Annotated in this window: 6 protein-coding genes and 1 pseudogene; 1 reads left to right on the top strand and 6 read right to left on the bottom strand. The window is 62.8% G+C overall.

Annotated features, from left to right (window positions below; genetic code table 11):
* Position 1: 1 nt before the first annotated feature.
* The gene (gene rpsG / locus ABIB06_RS30655) at positions 2-472 is read right to left on the bottom strand and encodes a 30S ribosomal protein S7 (RefSeq protein WP_247341158.1); all 471 of its coding nucleotides are present in this window, start codon (positions 470-472) and stop codon (positions 2-4) included.
* 15 nt (positions 473-487) lie between these two features.
* Positions 488-859, bottom strand: coding sequence for a 30S ribosomal protein S12 (rpsL, locus tag ABIB06_RS30650; RefSeq protein ID WP_007603006.1), 372 nt, complete (start codon positions 857-859; stop codon positions 488-490).
* Positions 860-1522: 663 nt separating this feature from the next.
* Here rpsL and ABIB06_RS30645 point away from each other — a divergent pair.
* A pseudogene (locus ABIB06_RS30645) lies at positions 1523-2337 on the top strand (FAD-dependent oxidoreductase).
* Here the strand turns inward: ABIB06_RS30645 and ABIB06_RS30640 are convergent.
* From ABIB06_RS30640 to rpoB, 4 genes are all read right to left on the bottom strand, one after another.
* The gene (locus ABIB06_RS30640; protein WP_354069787.1) at positions 2256-4286 is read right to left on the bottom strand and encodes an ABC transporter ATP-binding protein; all 2031 of its coding nucleotides are present in this window, start codon (positions 4284-4286) and stop codon (positions 2256-2258) included. The pseudogene ABIB06_RS30645 and the gene ABIB06_RS30640 sit on opposite strands and share 82 nt — an antisense overlap.
* A gap of 132 nt (positions 4287-4418) precedes the next feature.
* Positions 4419-6479 carry an FAD-dependent oxidoreductase gene (locus ABIB06_RS30635; RefSeq protein WP_354050834.1) on the bottom strand — a complete coding sequence of 687 codons (2061 nt, stop codon included), beginning with the start codon at positions 6477-6479 and terminating at the stop codon, positions 4419-4421.
* Positions 6480-6673: 194 nt separating this feature from the next.
* Positions 6674-10870 (bottom strand): DNA-directed RNA polymerase subunit beta', encoded by a 4197-nt coding sequence (gene rpoC / locus ABIB06_RS30630; RefSeq protein ID WP_247445977.1) that lies wholly within the window; start codon positions 10868-10870, stop codon positions 6674-6676.
* A 129-nt stretch (positions 10871-10999) separates the two neighbouring features.
* Positions 11000-15115, bottom strand: coding sequence for a DNA-directed RNA polymerase subunit beta (gene rpoB, locus ABIB06_RS30625; protein WP_247341149.1), 4116 nt, complete (start codon positions 15113-15115; stop codon positions 11000-11002).
* Between the last annotated feature and the right edge of the window lie 287 nt (positions 15116-15402).

Below are 15402 nucleotides of genomic sequence, written 5' to 3'. Positions count from 1 at the left end.
GTTACCAGCGATAGTGCGAGAAGGCGCGGTTGGCTTCCGCCATCCGGTGCACGTCTTCGCGCTTCTTGACGGCGTTACCCCGGTTGTTCGACGCGTCCAGGAGCTCCGCAGAGAGCCGCTCGGTCATCGTCTTCTCGTTGCGATCGCGCGCAGCCGAGATCAGCCAACGAATGCCCAGCGCCTGACGGCGCACCGTGCGAACTTCGACCGGAACCTGGTAGGTCGCGCCACCGACGCGGCGGGAGCGCACTTCGATCGTCGGCATGACGTTCTCGAGCGCCTGCTCGAACACGCCGAGCGGGCTCAGCTTGGTCTTGCTTTCGATGAGGCCGAACGCACCGTACACGATGCCCTCAGCGACCGACTTCTTGCCGGCGTACATCACCGAGTTCATGAACTTCGTGACGATGATGTTCCCGAACTTCGGATCGGGAAGGACTTCACGCTTTTCAGCAGAATGGCGACGAGACATGGACCTGGTTCCCGCTTACTTCGGACGCTTGGCGCCGTACTTCGAACGACGCTGCTTACGGTTCTTGACGCCCTGGGTATCCAGAACGCCGCGGAGGATGTGGTAGCGCACGCCGGGCAAGTCCTTGACGCGACCGCCGCGGATCATGACCACCGAATGCTCCTGGAGGTTATGACCTTCACCGGGGATGTAGCCGATCACCTCGAAGCCGTTGGTCAGGCGCACCTTGGCGACCTTACGAAGCGCCGAGTTCGGCTTCTTCGGGGTCGTGGTGTAGACGCGCGTGCAAACGCCGCGCTTCTGCGGGGACTGCTGCAGCGCCGGCACCTTCTTACGCGACTTCTGCACTTCCCGCGGTTGAGCGATCAGCTGGTTGATCGTCGGCATCCTGGCCTTACCCTTTTGTGTTCGCCGCGGCCCCTTTCGGGTCCGCTGTCTTGCCGCAGCCCGTCACCGGGTCCGCAAATTCTCCGGACTACCCGCCCGAGGGGCCGCCTTCCGCGGACAAACCGCACAAAGCGAAATCGCGCCAACCACTCATCACTGAGCGGAAAGCGCTTCGACGCCACAGAGGACCGCGACATTTGGACCGGTCAGCTTAAAGCTGCGGCCCGCGCATCGAGGTCATGCATCCGAATTCGATCTCGAGAGAACATGCTCAAGAGACCTAAAATCGCACTGGCATTGCCTAGCTATGATCGACAGCGTTTGAGCGGCATTCGTCGAGGTTGGTGCCCGCCTTGGTAACCCCAGAGGGATCAAGTGGGTGGCCCGTTCCGACGCTGGCGATGCTCACCGCCTGTCGTTAAGTGGCCGCTTTCTATAAGTGGGTGTCGGTCAAGTCAAGGCGAAACGACAGTCAGAAGCGCTTCTCGCGCCAATCGAAATCGCTTTCTGGCCGCCCCGCTGCGTCCTCCCGATATGGGAACGAAGACCATGTTCCGCTACTGGATCCTATTTATATCCGGGTCAAATATACTTTTATAACCCTCGCTAAGGCTTTTTTTCTGTTGGAGCGTCGATGTGCCGCCTTCGGCAGAGATTTGCGCCGTGCGGTACACGGACATTGCCATTATCGGCGGGGATTGTCCGGCTCGACCGCAGCCGCGATGCTCGGCCGTAGCGGCATGTCGACCGTCTTGATTGATCCGCATGAGAGCTATTCGGCGGACTTTCGAGTCGAAAAAATCTGCGGTCACACGCAAGTCGAGCGATTCTTGCGGACCGGAATCGCCGAATCGGTGCTGCGCCGCGCGACCTTCGTGGGCGAGAACTGGATCGCGCGATTCGGCCGCCTCCTCGACAAGGCGCCAAGCCGGCAGTTCAACATCCTCTACGATTCGCTCGTCAACGCCGTCCGCGACGAAATTCCTGCCGGTGTCGAGCGCATTTGCGCCAAGGCCGTTTCGGTCGAGACGAGCGCGGAGCGGCAGAAGATCACTCTCTCCAACGACGAGCTGATCTCCGCCCGGCTGGTCGTGCTCGCCAACGGCCTCAACGTCGGCCTGCGCCATCAGCTGGGAATCGCGCGGAAAATCGTCAGTGCCTGCCATTTGATTTCGATCGGGTTCGACGTGGTGCCCGCGGGACGGGATTCGTTCGACTTCCCGGCGCTGACCTATTTCTCGGAACGGCCGAGCGACCGCATCGACTTCCGCTCGGTCTCGATTGCGACGAGCCCTTACTGGACGGCGCAGCGCTGGGCACGCTTCATTGCCTGGTCGGTTCAGGGGCTATTGCGGCCGCTTGGAGGCGCAGTTCATCTGGAGCCGAGCTTCCTCGGTCACTCCTCCTCGTCGTCCTCATCATCCTCGTCGAGGTCGTCTTCATCCTCGTCGTCATCGTCGCTGTCCTCGTCGACGTGAGCCGCCGCGCCATGCGGCTGGTGGGTCTGGTCGTTCCACAGCTTGCGATAGGTGCCGTTCGTGGCCAGCAGCTCGGCATGCGAGCCGCGCTCGATCGCCCTGCCCCCTGAAATCACGATGATCTCGTCCATCTCGACCACCGAGGACAGGCGATGGGTCGACCAGATCATGGTGCGGCCCTTGGCGACCTTCAGCAGCGTGCGGTTGATCGCGGCTTCCGTGGTCTGATCGAGTGCCGAGGTGGCTTCGTCCAGCAGCAGCACCGAGGGATTACGGATGACCGCGCGCGCGATCGCGATACGCTGGCGCTGGCCGCCCGACAAGGTATCGCCGCGCTCGCCCACCGGCGTGTCGTATCGCTGCGGCAGGCTCATGATGTAGCGGTGGATCTCGGCCTTCCTGGCCGCCTCCTCCACCTCCTCGTCGGTCGCGCCCTCCTTGCCGAGCCGGATGTTCTCGCGGATCGACATGTTGAACAGCATGTTCTCCTGGAACACCACCGCCATGCTCCGGCGCAGCGAATCCAGCGTCACCTTGCGGACATCGACGCCGTCGATGGTGACGCGGCCCTCGTCCGGCACGTAGAGCCGCAGGATCAGGTTCAGCAGCGTGCTCTTGCCGGAGCCCGAGGGGCCGACGATGGCGATGCGCTTGCCGACATTGAGCTTGAGGCTGAGATTGTCCAGCACCGGCGTCTGGCTGCCTTCGTACTGGAACGACACGTGGTCGAAGGTGATGTCGTTGGTGATGCGCGGCAGGTCGGGCGCGCCGGCACGATCGGCGCTGCGCGTCGGCTCGTCGAGCAGCTCCTGCATGTGACGGATCGCGGCTGCCGAGGAGATCGACACGGGGATGAAATGCATCACATGGGCAATGTTGTAGGACACCTCCCAGAACGCGCTCTCGAAGGTGACGAAGGTGCCGATGGTGATCTGGCCCTTGGTCGCCAGATACGCACCGATCGCGAGCACGACGATATGCAAGAGCAGCACCGAGATGGTGACCGTCCGCTCCACCATGGTCGACAGGAACGCCGCCGAGGCCATCCTGTTTCGTGTCTCGTCGTTGCGGAACTTGAAGAAGCCGAACATCCGGCGCTGCAGGCTGAAAGCCTTGATCACGGCCTGCGCCGCCACGTTCTCCTGCACCATGCCGAGCAGCGCGGACTCGTTCAGCTTCTGCTCGTAGTTCGCCTGAACAGCCTTCGGCGTGAGCATGCGCGGACCGATCAGCGTGATCGGAAACACCAGCAGCGCAACCACCGCGAGCTGCCAGTTCAGGAACACCATCAGGATGATTCCCGCGATCAACTCCAGGAACGGCAGTGCCGCGCTGTTGGCAAAGGTCTTGACCGAGCCCTCGAAGGCCGCGAGGTCGACGGAGAAGCGCGACAGGATTTCGCCGCGCTTGGTGCGGCCGAAATAGGCCGCCGGCAGGTCCTGGACATGCTCGAACAGCCGTTTGCGGACGTCGGAGATGATGCAGGCCGCGAGCCGCGCATCCCAGCGCTCGTACCAGATCGCGACGATCGAGGTGAAGATGCCGGCGACCGCGAGCACGCCGAGGATCTTGTACAGCGCCTGGAAATCCTCCTCGCCGAGTGCATCGTCGATCAGGAACTTCAGGCTGAGCGGCATGATGACGTTGAACAGCGTCTCGACGAAGACACCGAACGCCACGAATGACAGCATCTGCTTGTAGTTCGTCAGATAAGGTTTGACGAAACCCAGGATGGTCGCGAGCGCGCCGGCGGCTTCGCGCGCGGTAAAGACGACGAGATCCTCGTCCTCATCGTCGTCATCGAGCTCCAGCTCGTCATCCTCCTCATCTTCATCGTCCTCGCCTCCTTCGAGGTCCGGCTTGGCAGTGGAGGCGAGCTTGTCGTCGAGCTCGGCCGCGTCTTCCGCGGCAAGCTTCTGGTTGTCGGGCGAGAGAGGCTTGGATGCCATGAAACCAACCGATGCTGACGGCCGGCATGACCGCAGAGAAAGCAGAAAATAGCGGCAACCGCTATTGCACCGATTCTATGCGATCAAGATGAATTCGGCAAAACAATTGGCGAAGGCGCCCGCTCCAAGCGGCTAGTCATCTTCCTCGTCCTCGACCTTGTCGAAAAAGGAATAGCGCAAGGAGTCGGCGTCGGCATACCACTGACCCGGGCCCTTGTTGGCGGCGAGCGTCGCCTCCCAGAGCGCGTCGCTGCAGTCCTTGCGGTGCATCGACAGGTCGAAGCCGTTGCCGAAGAACAGCTCGGACCATTCCCACCAGGTGCCGAGCTTCTTGACCCCGCGCAACAGGTCATAGCGGTCGATCACCACTGAAGCCATGTCCGAGGTGATCGAGCCGAACACGAGGCCGGTCTTGACCACGCGGTTCAGCTCCCGGATCGCGCGGACCACCTGCTTCGGGGAAACGTGGCAGAGGCTGGTCTCGAACACGAAATCGAACGCGCCGTCCTTGAACGGCATGTCGGTGATCGAGCCGAGCTTGTTATATTTCTTCAGCGCCTTCGGCGTTTTGGCGTGGATGGCGCGGTTGTTCTCGATGCCGAAGGCGTCGATGCCGCGATCGCGCAGCGCACCGACCAGCTCACCGCTGGCCGAACCCGCGACCAATAGCTTGGCGCCCTTGGTCTTGCCCCATACGATGCCGATCAGCTTGGCCAGGTAATCGGGATCGGTGAAGTGACGCCACGCCTCGCCGTAGGGGCCGAGGCCGCGATAGTTCTCGAAATAATCGCGATCGACCTTGTCGGAGAGCGGCTTGTCGTCCTGCGCGCGCTCGCGGCGCAGGCGCATCATCTCGGTCAGGATGATGTCGGTCGCCGCGTCGGAGGAATCGAGCAGGCCATTCAGCGTCGAGTCGAACAGATAGTCGCCGACCACCACGATGCCGGGGTGCTGCTTCGGCTCGGGCCGGTGATTTGTCATGACGTCGCGCACGGGCAGCCCGCCCGGAATCGCGTTCACCGACGACAGCCAGCGGTGGATCTTGCCTTCCATGCAATGCGCGCGCGCGTCGCCGAGCGAGGCCGGCAGCGATTTCAGCGCGGCATCGACCAGCTCCTGGTCCGATAAATTGGCGAAGGCCAGCGCATCGGAACCCGGAATCAGCCAGTTCAAGACGCCGTGCTTGCCGACGTCGTGGCGCGCGCCCTCGTTGTAGACGCAGCAGCCGCCGAAGGCCTCCGACATGAACCAGGCGCCGGCGATCTTGTCGCCCCAGAACGGCGTGTCAAACAGGATCGAGACGCGGAGGTAGTGCGCGGGACGGTCGAAGTAGGAGACGTGCTTGACCATCGACTTGCGGAGCTGCTCGCCTTCCCAGCCGACGGTGGAAAGCCAGGAATGCGGCAGGCACATCAGCACGAGATCGAAGTCCCGCGTCTCCGGTCCCTTGCCGTTCATCATCTTGAGTTGGTAGCGACCGGTCGGCGCCTTGCCGACGGTGAGCACGCGGTGATTGAGCTGGATGTCGGCGTTGACCTCCGACTGCAGGCATTCGATCAGCTGCTCGTTGCCGTTCTGGATGGAATAGAGGCCGATATAGCCGTCGACATCCATCAGATAGTTCTTGAGCGCGTTGAGGCCGTTGGTGTTGTGACTCTCGGTGGCGAGGTCCGAGCGCGCCATCACCTTGAAGAAGCGCTTTGCTGTTTCGTCCTCGACCTCCTCGTCGAGCACCTGCTCGGCGGTCTTGTAGGCCCAGGGGTTCTCGTTGTCGTGCGCGCCGACGCCCTCGTAATATTCGATCGGCGTCATTGCCTCGGCGCAGCGCTTGCGGAACGCTTCGATCGCGTCCGCGGTCTTGGCGCCGTATTTGCGGCGCATGCCCGGCACGTCGTCGAGGAGTTCGCCGCCGAACTGCACCTGCTCGGCATCCATGGGAATGGTCTGTAGTCCGAAATGTTGGATCAGCTCGCGCAGCGGATCCGGCCCGGTCATCGAGTAGTCGTAGATCTCGGCGACGCCGGCCTCGTACATCGCGGGCGCGGAATCGAATTTGCGCGTGACGATCTTGCCGCCGAGCCGGTCGGACGCCTCGTAGATGGTGACGCGGCAGAGGTCCCCGAGCTTGCGTTTCAGGTACCAGGCGCTCATCAGCCCACCGGGGCCGCCGCCTACGATTGCGAGATCAAGCATGTCAGATCCGTGGTCTCCGGCCCCGCCCCCGTCACGGGACCCCACCGGTCTAAACTCCCCTAGCAGAAGCGCTTTTGCGGCTGAAGGAAAGATGAACAAATGTTGATCCTGCACCGCAGCAGCCAAACAAAGCAGCAAAAAGGCCGGCTTGCGCCGGCCTTTTCATTGTTCTCGGTAGTCCTACGGATGAACGATCATTCCGCGGGCGGCAGCGCCATCGGCTCGACTTCCGGCGCGGGCGACACGACGGCCGCCTGCTTCTCGCGCTCGTCGAGGATCATCTTGTCGCGCTTCACGGCGACTTCGCGGATCTTGGCCATGGAGGCGCCGGTGCCTGCCGGGATCAGCCGGCCGACGATGACGTTCTCCTTGAGGCCTTCGAGCGGATCGACCTTGCCGTTGACCGCCGCTTCCGTGAGGACGCGGGTGGTCTCCTGGAACGAGGCCGCCGAGAAGAAGGAGCGGGTCTGAAGGCTCGCCTTGGTGATGCCGAGCAGAACCGGCGTCGCCGTGGCGATCTTCTTGCCCTCTTCCTTGGCCTTCGCGTTGATCTGGTCGAACTCGATCTTGTCGATCTGCTCGCCCGAGATCATGTCCGTGTCGCCCTGGTCGGTGACTTCCACCTTCTGGAGCATCTGACGGACGATCACCTCGATGTGCTTGTCGTTGATGAGCACGCCCTGGAGTCGGTAGACTTCCTGGATCTCGTTGACCAGATAGGCCGCGAGTTCCTCGATGCCCTTGACCGCCAGAATGTCGTGCGGCGCCGGATTGCCTTCCACGATGAAGTCGCCCTTTTCGACGACGTCGCCGTCCTGAAGGTGGATGTGCTTGCCCTTCGGGATCAGGTACTCGCGTGCCTCTTCGGTCTTGTCCATCGGCTCGATCGAGATGCGACGCTTGTTCTTGTAGTCGCGCCCAAACCGGATGGTGCCCGCGATTTCGGCGATGATCGCCGCATCCTTCGGACGCCGTGCCTCGAACAATTCCGCCACCCGCGGCAGACCGCCGGTGATGTCACGCGTCTTGGCGCTTTCGGTCGAGACACGGGCGAGGATGTCGCCCGCCTGGACCTTGGCTCCGATGTCGACCGACAGAATGGCGTCGACCGACAGCATGTAGCGAGCATCGCCGCCACGGGCGAGCTTGAGCACCTTGCCGTCCTTGCCCTTGATCACGATGGCCGGACGCAGGTCCGCGCCGCCGCGCATCGAGCGCCAGTCGATGACCACGCGCTTGGCGATACCGGTGGCCTCGTCGAGCGTTTCCGAGATCGACTGTCCCTCGACCAGATCCTCGAAGCCGATGGTGCCTTCGACCTCGGTGAGGAGCGGACGGGTGTAGGGATCCCACTCGACGATACGCTGGCCGCGCTTGACCATGTCGCCCTCGTCGATGTGCAGGCGCGAACCGTACTGAATACGGTGCGTCGCACGCTCGGTGCCGTCGGCATCGACGATCGCGATCACCATGTTGCGGACCATTGCGACCAGGTGGCCGTCGCTGTTGCGGGCGATGGCCTTGTTCCTGATCACGATCTTGCCGTCGAAGTTGGATTCGACGAACGACTGCTCGTTGAGCTGCGCCGCACCACCGATGTGGAAGGTGCGCATGGTCAGCTGGGTGCCGGGCTCGCCGATCGACTGCGCCGCGATGACGCCGACGGCTTCGCCGTGATTGACCGGCGTACCGCGGGCGAGGTCGCGTCCGTAGCACATGCCGCAGATGCCATTGACGAGCTCGCAGGTCAGAGCCGAACGGATCTTCACCTCCTGCACGCCACCCTGGTGGATGGCATCCAGATGGCTCTCTTCCATCAGCGTACCGCGCTTGAAGATCACCTTGCCCGAGCTGTCACGCACGTCTTCGCAGGCCGTGCGACCCAGGATGCGCGAGCCGAGCGAGGCGACCACGGTACCGGCATCGACGATGGCGCGCATCTTGATGCCGAGCTTGGTGCCGCAGTCGTTCTGCGTGATGATGCAGTCCTGCGCGACGTCGACCAGACGACGGGTCAGATAGCCGGAGTTCGCGGTCTTCAACGCGGTGTCCGCGAGACCCTTACGGGCGCCGTGGGTCGAGTTGAAGTACTCGAGCACCGAGAGGCCTTCCTTGAAGTTCGAGATGATCGGCGTCTCGATGATCTCACCCGACGGCTTGGCCATCAGGCCGCGCATGCCGGCGAGCTGGCGCATCTGGGCCGGCGAACCGCGGGCACCGGAGTGAGCCATCATGTAGATCGAGTTGATGTCGGCATCCGCCCCGCTCGCCGTCTTCTTGGTCGAGGAGATCTCCTTCATCATCGCCTTGGCGATTTCTTCCGTGGCCTTCGACCAGGCGTCGACGACCTTGTTGTACTTCTCGCCATGGGTGATCAGGCCGTCGTTGTACTGCTGCTCGAAGTCCTTCGCCAGCGTACGGGTGGTGTCGACGATCTTCCACTTGGAGTGCGGCACGACCATGTCGTCCTTGCCGAACGAGATGCCGGCCTTGAACGCGTTGTAGAAGCCGAGCGCCATGATGCGGTCGCAGAAGATCACCGTCTCCTTCTGGCCGCAGTGGCGGTAGACCTGGTCGATGACGCCGGAGATTTCGCGCTTGGTCATCAGCTTGTTGATGATCTCGAACGGAACCCGCGGATTCCGCGGCAGCAGGTTGCCCAGCATGACTCGGCCAGCGGTGGTTTCGATCCAGCGCTTGGAAATCTTGCCGGTCTCGTCAATGCCTTCCCACCGGTACCTGATCTTGGTGTGGAGGTGGATGACCTTCGCGTGCAGCGCGTGCTCGAGCTCAGCCATCTCGCCGAAGATCTTGCCCTCGCCGGGCAGGCCTTCGCGCATGATGGAGACGTAGTAGAGACCGAGCACGATGTCCTGCGACGGCACGATGATCGGCTGGCCGTTCGCCGGATGCAGGATGTTGTTGGTCGACATCATCAGGACGCGCGCTTCGAGCTGCGCCTCAAGCGACAGCGGAACGTGCACGGCCATCTGGTCGCCGTCGAAGTCGGCGTTGAACGCGGCGCAGACCAGCGGATGGAGCTGGATCGCCTTGCCCTCGATCAGCACGGGCTCGAACGCCTGGATGCCGAGGCGATGCAGCGTCGGCGCGCGGTTCAGCAGCACCGGGTGCTCGCGGATGACCTCGTCCAGGATGTCCCAGACCTCGGGCCGTTCCTTCTCGACCAGCTTCTTCGCCTGCTTCACCGTGGTGGACAGGCCCTTGGCATCAAGCCGCGAGTAGATGAACGGCTTGAACAGCTCGAGCGCCATCTTCTTCGGCAGGCCGCACTGATGCAGGCGCAGCTCGGGACCGACCACGATCACCGAACGGCCGGAATAGTCGACGCGCTTGCCGAGCAGGTTCTGACGGAAGCGGCCCTGCTTGCCCTTGAGCATGTCGGCGAGCGACTTCAGCGGACGCTTGTTGGCACCGGTGATAACGCGGCCGCGGCGGCCGTTGTCGAACAGCGCGTCGACGGCCTCCTGAAGCATGCGCTTCTCGTTGCGGATGATGATGTCAGGCGCGCGCAGCTCCATCAGCCGCTTCAAGCGGTTGTTGCGGTTGATGACGCGGCGGTAGAGGTCGTTGAGGTCCGAGGTCGCGAAGCGGCCGCCGTCGAGCGGCACCAGCGGACGCAGGTCCGGCGGGATCACCGGGACCACGGTCATGATCATCCATTCCGGCTTGTTGCCGGAGTGGCGGAACGCTTCCACGATCTTCAGGCGCTTGGCGAGCTTCTTGTGCTTGATGTCGGAGTCGGTCTCCTGCATCTCCGCGCGCAAGGTCAGTTCGAGCTTCTCGAGATCCATGCCCTTGAGCAACTCGCGGATCGCTTCCGCGCCGATCATGGCGGTGAAGGAATCCTGGCCGTACTCGTCCTGCGCCTTCAGATACTCGTCTTCCGACAGCAGCTGACGGTCCTTCAGCGCGGTGAGGCCCGGCTCGAGCACGACATAGTATTCGAAGTAAAGAATCCGCTCGAGATCCTTGAGCGTCATGTCGAGCAGGAGGCCGATGCGCGAGGGCAGCGACTTCAGGAACCAGATGTGGGCAACGGGGGCTGCAAGCTCGATATGGCCCATGCGCTCGCGCCGGACGCGCGACAGCGTGACCTCGACCGAGCACTTCTCGCAGATGATGCCCTTGTACTTCATACGCTTGTACTTGCCGCACAAGCACTCGTAGTCCTTGATCGGCCCGAAGATGCGGGCGCAGAACAGGCCGTCGCGCTCGGGCTTGAAGGTACGGTAGTTGATGGTTTCCGGCTTCTTGATCTCGCCGTACGACCAGGACAGAATCTTCTCAGGGCTCGCGATCGAGATCCGGATCTGGTCGAAGACCTGAGCCGGCGTCGTCGGATTAAAGAGATTCATAATTTCTTGGTTCATCGTCTTCTCCTCGCGTGCCGGTCGCCTCCGGCAGCAAATTCGAAAATCACTATGCGGGGCGCCCCGCCCCTCGCGACTCGGGGACTGGGTGCCGATGCCCGGCCGTTCAGGCCGGGCATGAGGGTCGTCTTACTCGGCCGCTTCCGCCGTCCCCGGTCCGACCTTGGAATTGTGCAGGTCGACGTTGAGGCCGAGCGAGCGCATTTCCTTGACCAGCACGTTGAACGATTCCGGAATACCGGCCTCGAAGGTGTCGTCGCCACGCACGATCGCCTCGTACACCTTGGTACGGCCGGCGACGTCGTCCGACTTCACGGTCAGCATCTCCTGGAGCGTGTACGCCGCGCCGTAAGCCTCGAGCGCCCACACTTCCATTTCGCCGAAGCGCTGGCCGCCGAACTGCGCCTTGCCGCCCAGCGGCTGCTGGGTGACGAGCGAGTACGGACCAATCGAACGCGCGTGGATCTTGTCGTCGACGAGATGGTGCAGCTTGAGCATGTAGATGTAGCCCACCGTCACCTTGCGATCGAACGCATCGCCGGTGCGGCCGTCATAGACGGTCGACTGACCCGAAGCGTCGAGACCGGCAAGCTTCAGCATCTCCTCGATGTCCGCTTCCTTGGCGCCGTCGAACACCGGCGTCGCGATCGGCACGCCGCGGCTCAGATTGTGGCCGAGCTCGATCAACTCGTTGTCGTTGAGCGACTTGATCGTCTCGTCCTCGCCGTAGACCTTCTTCAAGGTTTCCTTCAGCGGCTTGATGTCCTGCCTCGACAGGTAGGCATCGACCGTCTGGCCGATACGCTTGCCGAGGCCGGCACAGGCCCAGCCGAGATGGGTCTCGAGGATCTGTCCAACGTTCATGCGCGAGGGCACGCCGAGCGGATTGAGCACGATGTCGGCATGCGTACCGTCTTCGAGGAACGGCATGTCCTCGATCGGCACGATCTTCGACACCACGCCCTTGTTGCCGTGGCGGCCGGCCATCTTGTCGCCGGGCTGGATCTTGCGTTTCACCGCGACGAAGACCTTGACCATCTTCATCACGCCGGGCGGCAATTCGTCACCGCGCTGAAGCTTTTCGACCTTGTCGAGGAAGCGCTGTTCCAGCCCCTTCTTCGACTCGTCGTACTGCTTCCGCATGGCCTCGATCTCGGCCATCAGCTTGTCGTTCGGCGAAGCGAACAGCCACCACTGCGACTTCGGGTACTCCTCGAGCACCGCACGGGTGATCTTGGTGTCCTTCTTGAAGCCCTTCGGACCGGCAATGCCCTGCCGTCCCTCGAGCAACTCGGCAAGACGGTTGTAGACGTTGCGGTCCAGAATCGCCTGCTCGTCGTCGCGGTCCTTGGCCAGACGTTCGATCTCTTCCCGCTCGATCGCCAGCGCACGCTCGTCCTTGTCGACGCCGTGACGGTTGAACACGCGCACTTCGACGATGGTGCCCTGCACGCCCGGAGGAACGCGCAGCGAGGTGTCGCGAACGTCGGAAGCCTTTTCACCGAAGATGGCGCGCAGGAGCTTTTCTTCCGGCGTCATCGGGCTTTCGCCCTTCGGAGTGATCTTGCCGACCAGGATGTCGCCGGCGCGCACTTCCGCGCCGATGTACACGATACCGGCTTCGTCGAGGTTCTTCAGCGCTTCTTCCGACACGTTCGGAATGTCGCGGGTGATTTCCTCGGGCCCGAGCTTGGTGTCGCGGGCCATCACCTCGAACTCCTCGATGTGAATCGAGGTGAAGACGTCTTCCTTCACGATCCGCTCGGAGAGCAGGATCGAATCTTCGAAGTTGTAGCCGTTCCACGGCATGAACGCGACCAGCACGTTGCGGCCGAGCGCGAGCTCGCCGAGATCGGTCGACGGGCCGTCGGCGATGATGTCGCCCTTCTTGACGATGTCGCCGACCTTCACCAGCGGACGCTGGTTGATGCAGGTCGACTGGTTCGAGCGCTGGTACTTCATCAGCCGGTAGATATCGACGCCCGACTTGGTCGGATCGAGATCTTCCGTGGCGCGGATGACGACGCGGGTTGCGTCGATCTGGTCGATCACGCCCGAACGGCGCGCCGCGATCGCAGCACCCGAGTCACGCGCAACCACGCCTTCCATGCCGGTGCCGACGAACGGCGCCTCGGCGCGAACCAGCGGCACCGCCTGGCGCTGCATGTTCGAGCCCATCAGCGCGCGGTTGGCGTCGTCGTTCTCGAGGAACGGGATCAGCGCGGCTGCGACCGAAACGAGCTGCTTCGGCGACACGTCCATGTAGTCGACCTTGTCCGGGGTCACCGGCAAGACTTCGCCGGCGTGACGGCAGACCACGAGATCTTCGGTGAAGCGGCCCTTCGGATCGAGCGGCACGTTGGCCTGCGCGACCGTGTAGCGGCCCTCTTCCATCGCCGAGAGGTACACGACCTCGTCGGTGACGCGCCCGTCCTTGACCTTGCGGTAAGGCGTCTCGACGAAGCCGTACTTGTTCACGCGCGCGAAAGTCGCGAGCGAGTTGATCAGGCCGATGTTCGGACCTTCCGGCGTCTCGATCGGGCAGATGCGGCCGTAATGCGTCGGATGCACGTCGCGCACCTCGAAGCCGGCGCGCTCGCGGGTCAGACCGCCCGGTCCAAGCGCCGAGAGACGGCGCTTGTGGGTGATCTCCGACAGCGGGTTGGTCTGGTCCATGAACTGCGAGAGCTGCGAGGAGCCGAAGAACTCGCGCACTGCGGCGGCCGCCGGCTTCGCGTTGATCAGGTCCTGCGGCATGACCGTGTCGATGTCGACCGAGGACATGCGCTCCTTGATCGCGCGCTCCATGCGGAGCAAGCCGATGCGGTACTGGTTCTCCATGAGTTCGCCGACCGAACGCACACGGCGGTTGCCGAGATGGTCGATATCGTCGATCTCGCCCTTGCCGTCGCGCAAATCCACCAGCGTCTTGATGACGGAGAGGATGTCTTCCTTGCGCAGCGTGCGCTGGGTGTCGGGCGCATCGAGATCGAGGCGCATGTTCATCTTGACGCGGCCGACCGCTGAGAGGTCGTAACGCTCGGCGTCGAAGAACAGCGACTGGAACATCGCCTGCGCCGAATCCAGCGTCGGCGGCTCGCCCGGACGCATCACGCGGTAGATGTCGAACAGCGCGTCCTCGCGCGTCATGTTCTTGTCGGCCGAGAGCGTGTTGCGGATGTAGGCGCCGACATTGACGTGGTCGATGTCGAGCAGTGGCAGTTCCTTGTAGCCGTGCTCGTTGAGAGCCTTCATCGACTTGTCGGTGATCTCTTCACCGGCTTCCGCGTGGATCTCGCCGGTCTTCGGATTGACGAGGTCCTCGGCGATGTAGTTGCCGACGAGTTCCGCATCCGACAGGCGCAGCGCCTTGAGGCCCTTCTCCTGCATCTGACGCGCACCGCGCACGGTGAGCTTCTTGCCGGCTTCGAGCACGACCTTGCCGGTATCGGCGTCGATCAGGTCGTTGATGGTCGAGTAGCCGCGGAAACGATTGGCGTCGAACGGAACACGCCAGCCTTCCTTGATCCGCTTGTACTGGATCTTCTTGTAGAAGGTGCTGAGGATCGCCTCGCCGTCGAGGCCGAGCGCGAACATCAGCGACGTCACCGGAAGCTTGCGGCGACGGTCGATACGCGCATAGACGATGTCCTTGGCGTCGAACTCGATGTCGAGCCAGGAGCCGCGATACGGGATCACGCGGGCGGCGAACAGCAGCTTGCCCGAGGAATGGGTCTTGCCCTTGTCGTGGTCGAAGAACACGCCGGGCGAACGGTGCATCTGCGAGACGATGACGCGCTCGGTGCCGTTGACGATGAAGGTGCCGTTCATCGTCATGAGCGGGATATCGCCCATGTAGACGTCCTGCTCCTTGATGTCCTTGACCGACTTCGCGCCGGTTTCCTCGTCGATATCGAACACGATGAGGCGCAGCGTCACCTTGAGGGGTGCGGCAAAGGTCATGCCGCGCTGGCGGCACTCGTCGACGTCGTATTTCGGCGGCTCGAACTCATAGCGGACGAATTCCAGCATCGAGGTGCCCGAGAAGTCAGAGATCGGGAACACCGAGCGGAACACTGCCTGCAAGCCCTCATCGGACCGCCCGCCCTGGGGCTCGTCGACCATCAGGAACTGGTCATAGGATGCCTTCTGAACCTCGATGAGGTTCGGCATCTCGGCAACTTCCTTGATGTGTCCGAAGAACTTGCGAACGCGTTTGCGACCGGTGAATGTCTGCTGCGCCATCGTGGCCTCTCATTTTCGGCGCCCGATCTGGGCGCGCCGTCCGGAACGCGGCTACCGCCGCTCCCCGGGTTGAATTTTTCGAACCCGCTTTGAAGGACCGGAGACTCAGTTTCAGGCAGGAATGTCCTGAATCTGTTCTTCAGACCTTCAAAACGCAAAACGACGCGCGGGGCGCAGTAGCGCGCCCGCCCGTCACAACCATTCTCTTCACGGACTGCAAAAGCCCGAAATAGCTTGCTCTCCCAACGGCTTACAGGGAAACCCGGCATCCCTGCCCACCGCGCTTT

Source organism: Bradyrhizobium sp. LB8.2 (assembly GCF_040548035.1).
Taxonomy (GTDB): Bacteria; Pseudomonadota; Alphaproteobacteria; order Rhizobiales; family Xanthobacteraceae; genus Bradyrhizobium.
This window is presented reverse-complemented; position numbering and strand designations above follow the sequence as displayed.

Coding starts and splice junctions, on each gene's coding strand:
- rpoC (WP_247445977.1), bottom strand. CDS start 10,870: ATGAACCAAGAAATTATGAATCTCTTTAATCCGACGACGCCGGCTCAG.
- ABIB06_RS30635 (WP_354050834.1), bottom strand. CDS start 6,479: ATGCTTGATCTCGCAATCGTAGGCGGCGGCCCCGGTGGGCTGATGAGC.
- rpsG (WP_247341158.1), bottom strand. CDS start 472: ATGTCTCGTCGCCATTCTGCTGAAAAGCGTGAAGTCCTTCCCGATCCG.
- rpoB (WP_247341149.1), bottom strand. CDS start 15,115: ATGGCGCAGCAGACATTCACCGGTCGCAAACGCGTTCGCAAGTTCTTC.
- ABIB06_RS30640 (WP_354069787.1), bottom strand. CDS start 4,286: ATGGCATCCAAGCCTCTCTCGCCCGACAACCAGAAGCTTGCCGCGGAA.
- rpsL (WP_007603006.1), bottom strand. CDS start 859: ATGCCGACGATCAACCAGCTGATCGCTCAACCGCGGGAAGTGCAGAAG.